The 14,741-nt window shown below is 36.8% G+C and carries 16 protein-coding genes; 11 read left to right on the top strand and 5 right to left on the bottom strand.

From position 1 onward, the window contains the following. The first annotated feature begins 93 nt into the window (after positions 1–93). From CHRYMOREF3P_RS14405 to CHRYMOREF3P_RS14385, 5 genes are all read left to right on the top strand, one after another. A complete protein-coding gene (locus tag CHRYMOREF3P_RS14405; RefSeq protein ID WP_180564899.1) occupies positions 94–1,401 on the top strand; it encodes a hypothetical protein in 1,308 nt (435 codons plus the stop codon). Positions 1,402–1,567: 166 nt separating this feature from the next. Continuing rightward, on the top strand, positions 1,568–1,801 hold the full coding sequence (locus CHRYMOREF3P_RS14400; protein ID WP_139348448.1) for a hypothetical protein: 234 nt from the start codon (positions 1,568–1,570) through the stop codon (positions 1,799–1,801). A gap of 151 nt (positions 1,802–1,952) precedes the next feature. Then, positions 1,953–2,549 carry a porin family protein gene (locus CHRYMOREF3P_RS14395; protein WP_077413306.1) on the top strand — a complete coding sequence of 199 codons (597 nt, stop codon included), beginning with the start codon at positions 1,953–1,955 and terminating at the stop codon, positions 2,547–2,549. A 76-nt stretch (positions 2,550–2,625) separates the two neighbouring features. Beyond that, the gene (locus CHRYMOREF3P_RS14390; RefSeq protein WP_077413305.1) at positions 2,626–3,687 is read left to right on the top strand and encodes a sensor histidine kinase; all 1,062 of its coding nucleotides are present in this window, start codon (positions 2,626–2,628) and stop codon (positions 3,685–3,687) included. Beyond that, positions 3,677–4,411, top strand: a complete 735-nt coding sequence (locus CHRYMOREF3P_RS14385) for a LytR/AlgR family response regulator transcription factor (protein WP_077413304.1) — start codon at positions 3,677–3,679, stop codon at positions 4,409–4,411. Before CHRYMOREF3P_RS14390 ends, CHRYMOREF3P_RS14385 begins: the two co-directional genes overlap by 11 nt. Before the next feature lie 55 nt (positions 4,412–4,466). Here CHRYMOREF3P_RS14385 and CHRYMOREF3P_RS14380 read toward each other — a convergent pair whose 3' ends face one another. The 5 genes from CHRYMOREF3P_RS14380 to CHRYMOREF3P_RS14360 form a co-directional block, all read right to left on the bottom strand. Continuing rightward, positions 4,467–5,375: a DUF6268 family outer membrane beta-barrel protein gene (locus CHRYMOREF3P_RS14380; RefSeq protein WP_077413303.1), complete on the bottom strand. Its 909-nt coding sequence runs from the start codon at positions 5,373–5,375 to the stop codon at positions 4,467–4,469. Positions 5,376–5,460: 85 nt separating this feature from the next. Then, complete coding sequence (locus CHRYMOREF3P_RS14375; RefSeq protein WP_139348447.1) at positions 5,461–6,696, bottom strand: multidrug effflux MFS transporter; 1,236 nt, start codon at positions 6,694–6,696, stop codon at positions 5,461–5,463. A gap of 165 nt (positions 6,697–6,861) precedes the next feature. Beyond that, on the bottom strand, positions 6,862–7,683 hold the full coding sequence (locus tag CHRYMOREF3P_RS14370; RefSeq protein WP_077413301.1) for a helix-turn-helix domain-containing protein: 822 nt from the start codon (positions 7,681–7,683) through the stop codon (positions 6,862–6,864). 302 nt (positions 7,684–7,985) lie between these two features. Next, on the bottom strand, positions 7,986–9,038 hold the full coding sequence (gene thiL, locus CHRYMOREF3P_RS14365; protein WP_077413300.1) for a thiamine-phosphate kinase: 1,053 nt from the start codon (positions 9,036–9,038) through the stop codon (positions 7,986–7,988). 95 nt (positions 9,039–9,133) lie between these two features. After that, positions 9,134–9,628, bottom strand: coding sequence for an acyl-CoA thioesterase (locus CHRYMOREF3P_RS14360; protein ID WP_047380131.1), 495 nt, complete (start codon positions 9,626–9,628; stop codon positions 9,134–9,136). A 103-nt stretch (positions 9,629–9,731) separates the two neighbouring features. On the opposite strand from CHRYMOREF3P_RS14360, the gene CHRYMOREF3P_RS14355 reads away from it, so the two are divergent. Genes CHRYMOREF3P_RS14355 through CHRYMOREF3P_RS14330 form a run of 6 tightly spaced genes read left to right on the top strand, consistent with a single transcriptional unit; the run spans position 9,732 to position 14,722 of the window. Then, positions 9,732–10,934 carry an NAD(P)/FAD-dependent oxidoreductase gene (locus CHRYMOREF3P_RS14355; RefSeq protein ID WP_047380130.1) on the top strand — a complete coding sequence of 401 codons (1,203 nt, stop codon included), beginning with the start codon at positions 9,732–9,734 and terminating at the stop codon, positions 10,932–10,934. Between the two features lie 30 nt (positions 10,935–10,964). Continuing rightward, complete coding sequence (locus CHRYMOREF3P_RS14350) at positions 10,965–12,266, top strand: alpha/beta fold hydrolase (RefSeq protein ID WP_180564898.1); 1,302 nt, start codon at positions 10,965–10,967, stop codon at positions 12,264–12,266. Positions 12,267–12,285: 19 nt separating this feature from the next. Further along, the gene (locus CHRYMOREF3P_RS14345) at positions 12,286–12,714 is read left to right on the top strand and encodes an energy transducer TonB (RefSeq protein WP_077413298.1); all 429 of its coding nucleotides are present in this window, start codon (positions 12,286–12,288) and stop codon (positions 12,712–12,714) included. A gap of 33 nt (positions 12,715–12,747) precedes the next feature. After that, on the top strand, positions 12,748–13,161 hold the full coding sequence (locus tag CHRYMOREF3P_RS14340; protein ID WP_139348446.1) for a hypothetical protein: 414 nt from the start codon (positions 12,748–12,750) through the stop codon (positions 13,159–13,161). 5 nt (positions 13,162–13,166) lie between these two features. Then, the gene (locus tag CHRYMOREF3P_RS14335; protein ID WP_180564897.1) at positions 13,167–13,805 is read left to right on the top strand and encodes a DUF2306 domain-containing protein; all 639 of its coding nucleotides are present in this window, start codon (positions 13,167–13,169) and stop codon (positions 13,803–13,805) included. After that, positions 13,802–14,722 (top strand): YARHG domain-containing protein, encoded by a 921-nt coding sequence (locus CHRYMOREF3P_RS14330; protein ID WP_180564896.1) that lies wholly within the window; start codon positions 13,802–13,804, stop codon positions 14,720–14,722. The genes CHRYMOREF3P_RS14335 and CHRYMOREF3P_RS14330 overlap by 4 nt, the downstream gene beginning before the upstream one ends. The last annotated feature ends 19 nt before the right edge of the window (positions 14,723–14,741 follow it).

The raw sequence follows: 14,741 nt of genomic DNA, 5'->3' as shown, positions 1-14,741 counted from the left end.
AAAACCATTATGTTATTGACAGTAATTTAATATGATTCTTTTGTAATCTTTAAATAATTCACTTAAATTAGAGAAAACTTAAAATCACTGCTTATGAAAAGGAAATCTAATTTCTTCAAAATCAACAGAAAATTTTATTTTTCTCTTATTTTTTCTATTTTCTGTTTGTTTCTTTTAACGTCTTGTTCTCAGGAAGATCCGGCGGAAGCTCCTGTTGAAAAGCCCGCAGAGTCATTTCCTATGAAAACATTAGGAAATCTTACTTTACAGAGAAATGTTATCATTCTGAATGATGAATCTGTCAATGCGATTTCCATTCACAATGACAGGGAAATTACATTTAGCCGTACAACTCCGCAAACGGATAGTATTTCGGCAGGAACCGTTATTGTTGGTACAAAAGTAGAAGGTGACCAGGTGAGCACAATCCTTTCAAAAGTAAGCTCTGTTTCTAAGGCCAATAATCAGTTTACTGTACAAGCCTCCAGCGCGAAGCTTGAAGAATTTATCTATAGCGGAACGTTAAGCGGAGTGTATGATCCTTCAGATAAAGCACCTGTAAGCATCAATGGGAAAATGGTGAATTATGTTCCCGTAGAAGGCTTGGTTTCCCAGGAAATTAATCGTAAAATACTTTCTATTGAAGCAAAGAATCTCCAAAATCAAAAGATAGTTGCCTTCAACCGTTTTAATTTTGATAAAACTTTTTCTTTTCCTTTATCTTCAGCAGGAGCATCCAGCGTGAACGTAAAAGGTGGATTTACTCCAAAAATTGATTATAATATCACATTCTCATGGGGACATTTAGCTGATTTTTATGTCAATCTTATCATGGATGACATCCAGCTTAAAAGTTCTGCGAGTATTGTAGGAAGCTTAGGGTATACAGCAAGTACTACAGATTACCTGAATATTCCTATTGTTCCTATTGTGTTGGGACCTACAGGACTTATTTTAAGTCCTACCCTTTCTGCCGGACCTTTTCTGGGTGTAGAAGCGGCAGGAAAAGTACAGGGACAGCTTTTGGATCTTGAAGGAAATGCCAACTTTCTGGTAAGCAAAACCCCGGCACTCAATATCAATCTGAAAAAGAAGTCAGATCCCGTTATCACCGGTGCTGAAGGAAACCTGTCTGCTGAAGCAGGCGTAGAGGCTAAAGGAGCAGTAGGACTGATGTTTATTTCTATTCCAATTGCTAATTCCGGATTGAGAGGAAGAGCTTCTGCCCTTTCATCTTTAGGGCTCACATTCATTCCTGAAAGAAAAGGCGTGATCTCCGTAAAAGGCAAAATTCAGGCTGATATGTTTTATGGTTTTGGAATAGCTCCTCTCAGATATGAAGGAACGATTCCTCTTTTCAAAAAAGAATATATGCTGTATCAAAAGGATTTCAGTTTCTAAGACAAAACTTTCTATCTATCATAATAAAGCCGCTCCTGTAGTGGCTTTATTCTCATAATGCATCTGCATGCAATTCATTTACAATTCATTAAGACAATTTTATTATATTTACAAGGATGTACAATTTTAAACAATAACATTTAATACCAAATTAATCATGAAAACAATGAAAAAACTTTTGAGAAAGGACTTAACTACAATTCTGGGCAGCGGAATAGATGGCTGCCATATGGGAGGTAATTCTTATAATTGTCAGGACGACTGCCAATGTGCCTGGGGGTATGCATGTGAAATGTATGAAGACGGAAATCCGGGACAATGCATCTTTGTAGGAGGCGGCGGAAATCCTGGCGGCGGCGGATGTAATCCACCTTCGATCTGTGAAGAACAACCGTATTAGTAATAGCAAACCGGAAGTAGAGATACTTTCGGTTTTATTTTTCACCCTAAAACAGATTCTTGTCAAAGTATCTTTACCGTTCATCAAATAAAATTTCATCCCATACTTCATAATTGTTGTTTTGCAACAGATTTTTAACAACACTTAATTTATGAAGCAGCAATTTTTAGCGCTGAGCTCACTATTATTGTGCATTTCCTGCACCATAGAAACGAAAGCACAGCAGACCCCGGCTTTTCACATCGGAGTAAAGGGAGGAGCAAATTTTACAAAAACCTCAACGGAATCTTCTTCCTTAGAAGGGAAATACGGATTCGGTTATCAGGCAGGAGTAATGACAAGAATGGATATCGGAAGACTATATGTGCAGGGAGAGGCTCTGTTCAACAAAAGAAAAACATCATACCAATCCCAAGACGGAAGCTCTTCCAAACTTTCATGGAACGCTATTGATATTCCTGTAGTGGTAGGGTATAAATTCATCAAAACCAATGATTTTAATGTAAGAGCATTTGCCGGAGGTGTTTACAGCTATGCCTTTAATAATAATTTATCTTCTTCTGAGGCTTTGCAGGAAGGTTTTAAAAAATTCGACAAATCCAATATTGGAATTACGGGAGGTATCGGGGTAGATTATAAAAACTTCACGGTAGATCTCAGGTATGAAACAGGTCTTTCAAGCATCAGTAAAGAGTTTAAGTCCAAACCCCATAGTTTTTCCCTTGGAATAGGTTATTTCCTGTTCTAAAAAACTTAAATTATCTTTACCATTAGAAACTGTTTCCCTGCAGTTTCTATTTTTTTATCAACCTATTTCCAGTTCTATGACAAAATCTTTTGTTTTCAAAGAATACGTATTTACTTTTATATTCTGGCTTACTCTTGCTATTGTATTGTGGTGTAATATTCAGATTTCTACAGAAAAATATCTTGCTGTTATTCAGGCTATTATCATTACAGCTTCTTCTTTTACATTCACCCATTTTTTAACCAATAAGCTTCTATCAAAAGCCTTACGGGAAAAAAAGATGAACCAGTTTCTGATACAGGCAGTCATTGTTATTTTCATATTGAGCCTGATCTTCGCTGTTATTTTTACTTATCTTGAAGTCACTCCAAAAAACCCTCTTCCACAGAGTTTTTCAGATCAGCTGCCTATTGTATGGCAGGGCTTTTATATGTCTTTACCAGCCTCCTTTCTTATTACCGGAGTGGCATGTGGCATAAAATTTTATAAAGAACACGGAAGAATAGAACGTGACCATATTCTCCTTCAGCAGGCTCATCTTGAAAACCAGCTCAAACTTCTACAGGATCAGATCAATCCGCATGTGGTATTCAATATTCTGAACCACATTCATATTCTGATGAAAACGGACACGCAGCTTGCAGATTTTTTACTGATGAAATTTTCAGATATTCTACGGTATCAGCTGTATCATTGTAACCAGCCTTTGGTTCCTTTGTATAAAGAGATAGAATACCTTCAGAATCTTGTGGAGGTAGAAAAATTAAGATGGGGAAATGAGCTTGGGGTAAAGGCTTCCTGGGAAATTGATAACAGGAAAACATTTATTGCTCCTTTACTGCTGGTTCCTTTTATTGAAAATGCCTTTAAATATGTCTGCAGACTTCCCGGGCATAAAGGGTATGTGAAAATCTCCTGTAAAGAAAAAGACAATAACCTCTATTTCTATGTTGAAAATCCCTATTCCGATATGGCAACCCATAAAAAGAAAGACGGAGCGGGCGGAATTGGTCTTCAAAATGTAAAAAAACGTTTAAAGCTGCAATACCCTGATTCTCATGATTTAAAAATTGAATCAGATCATCATATCTTCAAAATAACTTTAATTCTTACTTTATCTGATCATCATGAGCTGTAATATTCCTAAAATGAAATGCCTGATTATAGATGATGAACCTCTTGCAAGATTCCATCTTAAAGAACTGGCTGGTCAAATTGATTTTTTATCCGTTGAAGATACGTGCGCTACAGCACTGGAAGCAGACACCAAAGTAAAGGAAAACCAAATAGATCTTCTTTTTTTGGATATCAACATGCCCTATCTTACTGGTCTTGAATTTCTGGAACAGCTGGAAAATCCGCCTTTGTGTATTCTTACCACAGCCTATTCTGAATATGCTTTGGAGGGATTCCGTTTACAGGTAGTGGATTATCTTTTAAAACCCATTGCCTTTAACCGTTTTTATCAGGCTGTAAATAAGGCCCAGCAGCAGTTTATCATCAGTGAAAAATTGAAAAAAAATACACCTCTGGATGATCCTTTTCTGTATGTGAGACAGTCCGACTCCTTTATTAAGGTTTCCTGGGTAGATATTTTATATATTGAAAGTATGCAGAATTACACCAGACTTCATTTTAAAGACAAATCACTGACTATTCACCAGACGATGAAGGCGATTGAGGAATCTCTTCCTTCAGATCATTTTTTCAGGATTCATAAATCTTACCTCATCAATATTACCCATATTGATATGATCTCGGGAGGACGTCTTTTCATTAATAAAATTGAGCTTCCTATTTCCCGTACCCGTAAAGAAGAGTTGCTTAATCAGGTGGTGTATAAGAAATTAATAAGTAAGTAGTGGAAGAGAGAAGCTGGAAGCTGGGAGTTATCAAATTCCCCGCCTCCGGCATTTTTTATGGCAGATTCCAGCGCAGTGATACGGCAGCGTAGAATGTACTTGCAAACCTTGGATCTGCTACTTTTTTGTCTCTGAAAATACTTTTGATCTTTCGGTCATTTTCGTTGAAACTTCTCAGTATTGCTGTTCCACCCGTGAGACGCAATGTAAGATTGTCATTGATTTTTAATTCCGGTCTGAGTCCTGCAGTGATTTGCTGATAACCCAAAAGTATAGATTTTCCGCCTACATTTCTCTCTGCCGTCATCCCGTTAAGATCTACAACAGCTTTTAAAGCAAATTTATCTGAAAACAGATAACCGGCTTCCATCCCTTGTGGGAAATTGATGTTGAATTTAATTTTCCCGTTGGTCTTCCAGTCAAAATAGATCCATGGTAAAATCATAGGAACTCCAAAAGCTGTGGTGAGCACCGGCCCTCCACCCAACGAAAGATTTGGATTAAAATGTCTGATAAACAAAATTCCTCCCTGTCCCAGTACATCATCAAAACTGACTCTTTCAAGGTCTGTATACACTCCCACGGATGCCGTCATCATCATACTCCACTTTTTGCCTAAAGGTCTCATATGCTGTATTCCGACCTGTGCATTCAGCATCTCATCCGGAAATAATTGAGTTTCATAATTTTTATGCGTCATCTTCGCATAAGATCCGCTCAATAACATCGACCATGATCTTACTTTTCCGTCGGTATCTTTTTTTACAGATAAAGGAATACTCAGGTTAAGATCTATTCTTTTAAAATCACTTTTAGAATTTGTCTTTGTACTGTCTTCAGGGCGGATATAGTTTGAGCCCGGAATATATTCTGTTTTTAGCTCCGCAGAGAGCCCGGATTGTGCATTTACCCAATATCCTAATGGCAATAAACAGCATAAAACTGTCGAAAGGGTTCTTTTCATATTTTAAATTTTATGCAAAGAGAACCCTTTGGTTATTTTTCACAAAAATTACTTGATTAAGTGTCCGGATAGTATGACAACAGGATCAAATAAGAGGATGAGTTTCCGGACTAGAACTGGCAAGTAAGCTTTCTCTTTTTTGATTTTTAAAAATACAATACCCGAACCATACTGCAATCAATGCCATTGCAGAGCGTGTTACCACCATTGGAATGATAGAATCTGCTTCTAAAAAACCCAGTAATGCTGAGATTAAGAATGTAACCATCAGCTGCATGAATCCAAGTAAAGCCGCCGCTGTTCCTCTTCCTTCTTTAAATGGAGACAGCGCATGGGCGGATGTAATAGGAAATAAGATACCGATAGCCAGTAATGACAGATAAAGCATTGCAATTTCCAGGGCTACAGAAACGTTTTCAGCGGCAATCAGAATATGAAGGGAACATACCACCAGTAATACAATGGTAGCTGTAAATAACAGTGCTGAGTTGCTTATTCTCTTGATCAGCTTTGGGGTAATATAGGCCGCAGTGATCAATGCCAGGGAATTAAAAGCAAATATAAAACTAAATGTACTGCTCGAAAACCCATGGATCTCCATGAATAGAAAAGGCGCATTTGAAATGTAAATAATAAGGGATGCAAAAGCAATACTTCCCACCATTGTACTGTTGATAAAATCTTTGTTGGAAATGATCATTTTCAGCTGGTCTTTTAATCCTTTTTCATTCACCAGCTCCTCATCAGGAAGATTGATTCTGCTGTTGGTTTCCGGTACATATTTGTATACCATGAAAAATGTGATCAGTCCCATGATGCATAAAAAGGCAAAAGAGCTGTTCCAGCCCCAGAATTTAAGGAAAACACTTCCCAATAGCGGAGCCACAATAGGAGCGATACCACTGATCTGAGACTGCTGGGAAAAGATTGTTACCGATTTTTGTTTATCATAAAGATCAATAATGATCGCTCTACCAATAACAATTCCGGCACTTCCTCCGAACGCCTGCAGAAAACGCATTGCCCATAAAACATAAATATCTGAGGTAAAATAGATGGCCGTAGCTCCTATAATAAAAAGTAAAAGCCCGCAATACAGCATGGGTTTTCTCCCTTTTTTGTCAGATAAAGGCCCCCATAACAGTTGTCCAAAAGCAAACCCGGCAAAGAACACCGAAATGGATATCTGGATATGTCCGATATCGGTATTAAAGATTTTAGCCATACTTGGGAAAGCGGGAAGATAAAGATCTATACTTAGCGACTCCAGTGTGTTGAGCAGTGCCAAAATAAACACTACAATATTCAAATTCTTCTTCATAAATACATAAGCCTTCACAGGCGGTTTTTCAGCTGCAAAGTTGCTGTAAAAAGCACCACATTTCAATAAAAGAACTGAAGGAAGTATAGGACAAACTGAAGATTTAAATACAACAATAAATGAAAAATATTATTTTAAGCCCATCATTACAGTAAATATTGAGGATTATATTTTTTCATTATTCTTAAAACTGTCAGGATTTTGGCTAGTATGTTTCTTAAAAAACCTTGAAAAATATGAAGCATCGTTAAAACCGAGTTTAAAAGCAATTTCCTTTACTGTGAGCGCTCCAAAGCTAAGTTCTCTTTTGGCTTCCAGGATAAGACGCTGGGAAATCATTTTTTTGACTGTCGTTCCTCTCAAAAGGCGCACAATATCATTAAGATGATGTGTACTTATCTTTAATTGAGCTGCATAGAAACTTGTTTCTTTATGCACTATATAATGCTTCTCAATAAGCCCCACCAGTTCCTGAATCCGTTGACGGTCATTCAATAAAGGTTCCTGAGTATGAATTTGTTCTCCAATAATGATACAAAATGCTTTCAGATATGCCTTTAAGAGTTCTGTTCTTGATGTAGCTTTATATTCCTGCTCAATCAATGATATAATTGTACTGCAGGTTTTTTCATTTTCCGGATTTAAAAAAAAGGGAAGCTCTCCTCCTGTAAGTACCGATTCTATATCACAGGCTTCGTTGAAAATCTCCCTGCTTATCGCCATTGCGTATCCCTCCTCTCCTTCCAGCTTCATGTTGAATGCCTGTCCTGGTGCAATGATACAGATCTGATTGTTTTCAAGTTTATAGCTTTCAAAATCCAGTTCCAAACGGCTATTTTCATACACTTCCCTGAACCAGATAATTTCAAAAAAATTATGCCGGTGAACATCATGAAAATTCTCCGGGCCTGCTGCACTCAGAGTACTCATCTGAAATTCTTCGGAAGTCAGATGGTGAACCGGGATTTCTTTTTCGGGTGTAATCATCACTATATTGTAAAGTAATTAACTATAAACAAAAACCACAGCAAAAAAAGTGCTGCGGTTCTCTTACAATATTTAAAATTAAATATAATTTTTCAATTTTATCAGACTGATATTTATAATCATCAGTCTATTTTTAGCTAAAAACAAAATAATAAATCAAACTCCAGACTGTTACGAAGAAAAAAACAAAAAAGAGCGATTCTTTCAGATTCTGATCCTGTTTTTTAATGTAATGTTTATAAAGAGTCACTATTATGAATGCAATAATAACTAAAACCGGTAGTACGGTAAACGTATACATTTTATTGGTTTAAAAAAGCATCCCAACCCTGAGCAGTAAGTGCTACCAACTGGTTAGATCCTCTCGCCACCATAAAGTTTCCTTCTTCTTTTTCTACGGCATGACCTATAATGGTAAAATCCGGGTGATTTTTAATTTTATCAAAATCATCTGGCGAAATCGTAAATAAAAGTTCATAATCTTCACCACCGCTTAAAGCAGTCATTACCGGATTCAAATTCATTTCATCCGCGGTAGAGATCGTAAGGTTGTCCAGTGGTACTTTTTCTTCATACAATCTGAATCCTACTTTTGACTGATCTGAAAGGTGAAGGATTTCGGAAGCCAGGCCGTCTGAAATATCAATCATAGAAGTTGGCTTTATATCCAGTTCTTCCAAAATCGTTTTAACGTCTGTTCTTGCTTCAGGTTTCAGCTGTCTTTCCAGTATATAGTCGTAGCCTTCCATTTCCGGCTGCATGTTCGGATCTGCAAGATACACAGCATGTTCTCTTTCCAGAATCTGTAATCCCATGTAGGCACCCCCTAAATCTCCGGTTACCACAAGAAGATCATTAGGTTTTGCTCCGCTTCTTTTTACGATATTTTCCTCATTTTCAATTCCTACAGCGGTAATACTCATCACCAGCCCCGAATTGGAACTTGTAGTATCTCCTCCAATCAGATCAACCTTGTATCTTCCGCAAGCAGCCTGAATTCCGGAATAGATTTCTTCTAAAGCTTCCACCGGAAAACGGTTGGAAACCGCAAGAGAAACCAATATCTGTGTAGGAGTTGCGTTCATTGCTGCAATATCGCTAAGGTTTACTACCACCGCTTTATAACCTAAATGCTTCAATGGTACATATCCAAGATTGAAGTGTACTCCTTCCGCCAGTACATCTGTGGTAAGAACTACTTTTTTGTTATCAGGATTGATAACCGCTGCATCATCTCCTACTCCAAGCTCCGAAGATTCATTGGATAACGGAAAATGCTCTGTCAAATGCTTAATAAGACCGAATTCTCCTAATTTTGAAATGGGCGTCAGCTCCTGTGATTTATCTTCAAACATGATTTTTTTTTATTAATGTCCAATGTAAAAAGTATGAATGATTTAAAATTGCTTCTCAAACTCTAAACCTTGAACCTTGAATTTTAAACTTTGAATTATTTAATCAATTCTGCCGGGTCGATATTGTGTGGATGGAAAGGAAATTTTTTGAAATCTTCTTTCGATAATACAACCGTTTCCGGGCTTTTATATTTATTCATTGCTTCCACTACATCATCCGGCGGAGTGGTCATTTTTCTAAGCATCATATCAATCCATACTCCTGTAGCTTCTGCAGTGGCGCAGTGCATTCCATCTGGTGTATAGAATTTGTGTACGAAACGATAAATGGAAGAATCTTCTGCACAACCATCTATTTCCACACTTACAATGACAATTTGATCTGCATATATTTCTTTGAAGAAAGAATATCTTTCGTGCAGGATAACAGGACCAATTCCCCATCTGCTTAGCTGGGTAACTCCCATTTTCTCTTTAGTCATAAAAGCCATTCTGGCTTGCGCACAATACTGTACATATGATGAATTGGCTAAGTGCTTATTGGCATCAAGATCGCTCCATCGCACTTCAAATTTATGGTAGAAAATCATTTTTGGTCTCGTTAAAATTATAATCTTCAAAAATACTCAAATAAGATGGTTTATAAAAATTGTACTTTTGAAAAAATAATCTTCCGCATAGGATTACATATACATGAAACAGATCATTATTATCGGAGGCGGTGCTGCAGGCTTTTTCTGCGCATCCAATCTTGACGAAAAGAAATATACAATTACGATTTTAGAACAGAACTCGGATGTTCTTCAGAAGGTTAAAATTTCCGGAGGTGGGCGTTGCAATGTGACTCACGCATGCTTTGATCCCAGAGAGCTTGTTCAGTTTTATCCTCGTGGAAATAAGGAACTATTAAGTGTTTTCAGCAAATTTCAGCCTGGAGACACGATGGAATGGTTTGACCAGCGTAATGTTCCGTTGAAAATTGAAAATGACAACAGAACTTTCCCTGAAAGTAATTCTTCTCAGACGATCATCAATACTTTTCTGAACGAAACCCAAAAGAAAAATGTCTCTGTAAAAACAAAATGTACGGTAAAAGAGATTGAAAAGCAGGATGAAAAATATATCGTAAAGACCAATTCGGGGGATTTTGAAGCCGATTATATCGTATATACTACCGGAAGCTCACCAAAATCTCTAAAAATGGTTGAAAATCTGGGTCATAAAATTGTAGACCTCGTCCCTTCCCTTTTTACATTTAATATTAAAGATGAATTGCTTAAAGATCTTCCGGGAACAAGCTTTGAAAATGCAGGAATTTCCATTCCAAAGCTGAAAACTGACGAGAGCGGGCCGCTGCTTATTACCCACTGGGGACTTTCCGGACCTGCTGTTCTGAAAATCTCCGCATGGGAAGCTATAAGTCTGGCAAAACTTAAATATAACTTTGAAATTGAAGTTAATTTTGTTTCCATAGAAATGGATGAGGCTGAGGAAATCTTCCATAATTTTAAACAAAGCAATCCTAAAAAGACCATCGGACAATCGAAGATTTTTGATATTACCAACCGATTCTGGCAGAAGATTTTAGACATTTCAAAGGTTGACCTGAACAAACAGGTTGCTAATATTTCCGGAAAGGAAATGCAGAAGATCCTGGAAAATCTTTGTCAAAAGAAGTTTCAGGTAACCGGAAAGTCTACTTTTAAAGATGAGTTTGTGACGGCTGGAGGTGTTGATTTAAAGGAAATTAACTTTAAAAACATGTCTTCAAAATTACTTCCTAATTTCTATATTGCCGGAGAAGTTTTGAATATAGATGCAGTGACTGGCGGTTTCAATTTCCAGGCATGCTGGAGTGAAGGATGGCTTATTGCACAGGATCTCAATAATTTGTAAAAAACACTATTTTTACTAAAAACTAAATACATGAAAAAAAATTTCGTATTCCTTCTTCTGTTCTGGCTGTTCTTAGGATATAGCCAGGAAAGATCTATTGTTTCTAGCTGGACCGCATTTGCACAAGCCCTAAATATAGAGAATAAACAAAACTGGAATTTCCGGGTAACGGCAAAAATCCGAAAAGACAATAAAGATAATAATTCCAACTGCGGCCTATGGTGCAGAATAGACAATAAAGACCGTTCTACTGGTTTTTTTGAGAATCAATATTATGGAATCAAAGTCACTAATGAATGGAAAACATATGAAATAAAAGGAATCATCAATACCAATGCGAAAACAATCAATATCGGAGCTTTTGCACAAGACAATGGAGATTTTTATTTTGACGATTTCAAGTTGGAAGTCAATGATGGAAAGTCAAAAAAATGGCTTGAAATTCCTTTAGAAAATTCAGGTTTTGAGAACGATATTACTGCATCAAATGCCTGGTTTGAAGGAATCCATTCTCAGAAAATAACCCATGTAAAACATTTTACGGTTGGATCTTCAGATTACAAGCCATTCAGTGGCCATAAATCATTGCTGATAAAGGGTCAGGGCATTATAGGTTCCATGCCGGATGGAAAATTTATGGAGGTCAATGGTATTAAATTATATTACGAGATCTATGGAGAAGGAGAACCATTGCTTATGCTTCATGGGAATGGACAATCCATCAGTGCTTTTATGAACCAAAAGGATACTTTTGCTAAAAAGTACAAAGTTATCATTGTAGATTGCCGTGAGCGTGGAAAATCTACTTATGACAAAACGAAAGAACTTACCTTTGATATTCAGACAGAGGACCTTAAGCAGTTTTTAGAGAAACTGAACATCAAAAAAACAAAGATTCTGGGCTGGAGTGACGGCGGAATTCTTGCTTTATCCATGGCTATGAAATACCCTCAGCTAGTAGATAAAATTGCCTGTTCCGGAGCCAATATTTTCCCTGAAGGAGTCAAAGATGATGAGTTTAAATCTATGAAAGAAATGCTCGCCAGCCTTACTAAAGAGAATAAAGACCATAAAAATGATGTTTTCATAGACCTTTTGAATCTTGACCTTAAATATCCAAACTGGCAATATGAAGATCTGAAAAAAATTCAGTGTCCGTCATTGATTATTGCTGGCGATAAAGATCTTATAAAAACAGAACATACGGTAAAAATAGCGGAATCTATTCCACAAGGGCAACTGGCTATTATTCCGAATACAAGCCATTATGTTCCTGAAGAAAAACCAGAATTGTTCAATGAACTCGTTATCGATTTTTTTGAAAATAAATAATCTGAATTCCCCATAAACCATGAAAAAAATATCAATACTGATTTTACTGTTAGGAGCTCAGTTTGCCTTTTCCCAAACAACACAAAAAGAAGAGCAGCAATCACCATCTCCTTCGTCAGAGATAAATAAAGATGAGCATAAGGTAGATGATACTATATCTATTGCTCCGGAATTTCCAGGTGGAATGGTAGCCATAAGAAAGTATATAAGCAGTGAAATGGATATTTCTAAATTTTCGAACTCTCCTGGAACATTTAAATCTGTAACGACTTTTGATGTTAATCCTGATGGAAGTATTAGCTCAATTTCTACAACTGGCAATAGTCCTATTCTGAATAAAGAAATGGATCGTATTATGAAGAAATTAAAGAAAAAATGGAAGCCCGGTACTATAAACGGACAACCGGTTAAAACCAAATTTACCATGCCGATGGGCCTAAGTATTTAAAAAACTAATCCAAACAGACTATAAACTAATATGATGAAAAAAATATCAACATTCATTTTATGCCTTGGATTTGGGCTGGCTTTTGCTCAGACACAGGAAACTAAAACGCAGCCCACAGAAGATCATTCCAGAAATGAGAATATACCTGAGCAAAGTAAGCCATCAGAATATCCTGGTGGAATTTCTGCATTCATGCGGGATGTAACTCAAAAAATTAATTCTAATCGAATAAAAGGGCCAAAAGGTAAAGCCCGCTCCAATGCAAAATTCTCAGTCAATGCTAAAGGTGAGATAGAAACTATTATCGTAACAGGAGAAAATGAATCTCTTAATCATGAAGTGGAAAGAGCTATGAAATCTATGAAAACCAAGTGGACTCCCGGAGAATACAAAGGGCATCCTGCGTTGATTTGGTTTACCGTCCCTTTCACTATCAATTTTGAATAATTAAAATGCTCTCTGCTAAAAGAAATAGTAATTCCTTCTTTAAAATCCTTCTCATCATAGGATTCGGGTATTTCTTTTGGCTGATGCTGAAGATCACCTTAGAATACATTCCTTTTAATCCTGAAGTCAGTTTTCTGATGATCAAACAGACGGAAGTTATAGACAGACCTGAATATCTTACATTTTTTTATACTCACGTTTATACAAGCATTTTTGTCCTTCTTTCAGGATTTCTGGCTATTCTCAGACTGAATTTTGGATTAAAAAACTTTCATCGGAATATGGGAAAAATGTATATTTTTCTCATTCTGATTTTCGCTGCCCCTTCTGGAATCTATATGGGACTCTTTGCAAACGGAGGGCTTTTATCAAAGGTTTCTTTTGTTATTTTGGGCTTTTCATGGTGGTTTTCAACATATAAAGCATATCAACTGGCAAGACAGAAAAGGTTCAAAGAGCACAAGCAATGGATGTGGCGGAGTTTTGCTTTTACATTATCTGCCATTACTCTGAGAATGTGGAAAGTAATTATTGTATATTTATTTCATCCCAATCCAATGGATGTCTATCAGATCATTGCCTGGTTGGGCTGGATTCCCAATATCCTTATTATTGAATATTTAATCACAAAAAAACATATATGAAAATTGTAAATTACACTCTTATTTCTTTACTGGCAGTTTCTTTGGCAAGCTGTAAAAAAGAGGGAAATACCAATGAATCGGGGAAAGATTCTCTGACCGCCAAAAAGGACTCTGTCGTAGTACCTGAAGTTCATCAAGAATATTACGGAATTTACACAGGTGAATTTGCCGGAATGGAAAAGGTAGTTGACGAGACAGATGGTTCGGAATATGATGTCAACAATTATAAAAGAATTTCTTTAAAGATCAACAGAATTACAAAGGACAGCGTTTACGGACAAAGTATTGTAAATGGCAACCAACGCCCGTTCAGAGGTGTTTTCAATGAAACATCTACCTCTTTTGTCCTGGATGAACCGGGAAATGACAAAACAGACGGAAGGTTTGAAGTAAAACTAAAAGGTGACAGCTTAACCGGAAAATGGAATGCCTTCGATAAAACAACAGTTAAAGCGCCTTCAAAAACACTTAAGCTCACTAAAAAAGAGTTTGTTTATAATCCCAACTTTATGCTTGATAAGGATTCTGATCTGGTAGACTGGTCCAATCCCAAAGAATTTACAGAAAAGTACAAAGATGAAGAAACCGGAAAGACAGAAAGCTATAAAACGTCTAAGAACCGTATCGCTTCAGAAGCAATATTCAAACTAAATGCCTCCAAGCAGAAACTGACAGAAAAAGATCTTAAAAACTTAAGAAAACTTGATCTTGAGATCATCAAAAATTCCGTATTTGCAAGACATGGTTACTCTTTCAAAAAAGAAACCTACAGAAATTTCTTCGAACAAACAGACTGGTACATCCCGGTTTCCAGCAATGTAGACAATGATCTTTCTCCAATGGAAAAGGAAAATGTGGCTTTATTGAACCGTTTTACCAAATATGCAGAGGATAAATATGACAGTTTTGGGAGGTAGGTAATAGGGGTTAGGTTGC

This window comes from Chryseobacterium sp. JV274 (assembly GCF_903969135.1).
Lineage (GTDB): Bacteria > Bacteroidota > Bacteroidia > Flavobacteriales > Weeksellaceae > Chryseobacterium.
Note: the sequence above shows the minus strand (reverse complement) of the source record. Positions and strands in the feature narration are given on the sequence as shown.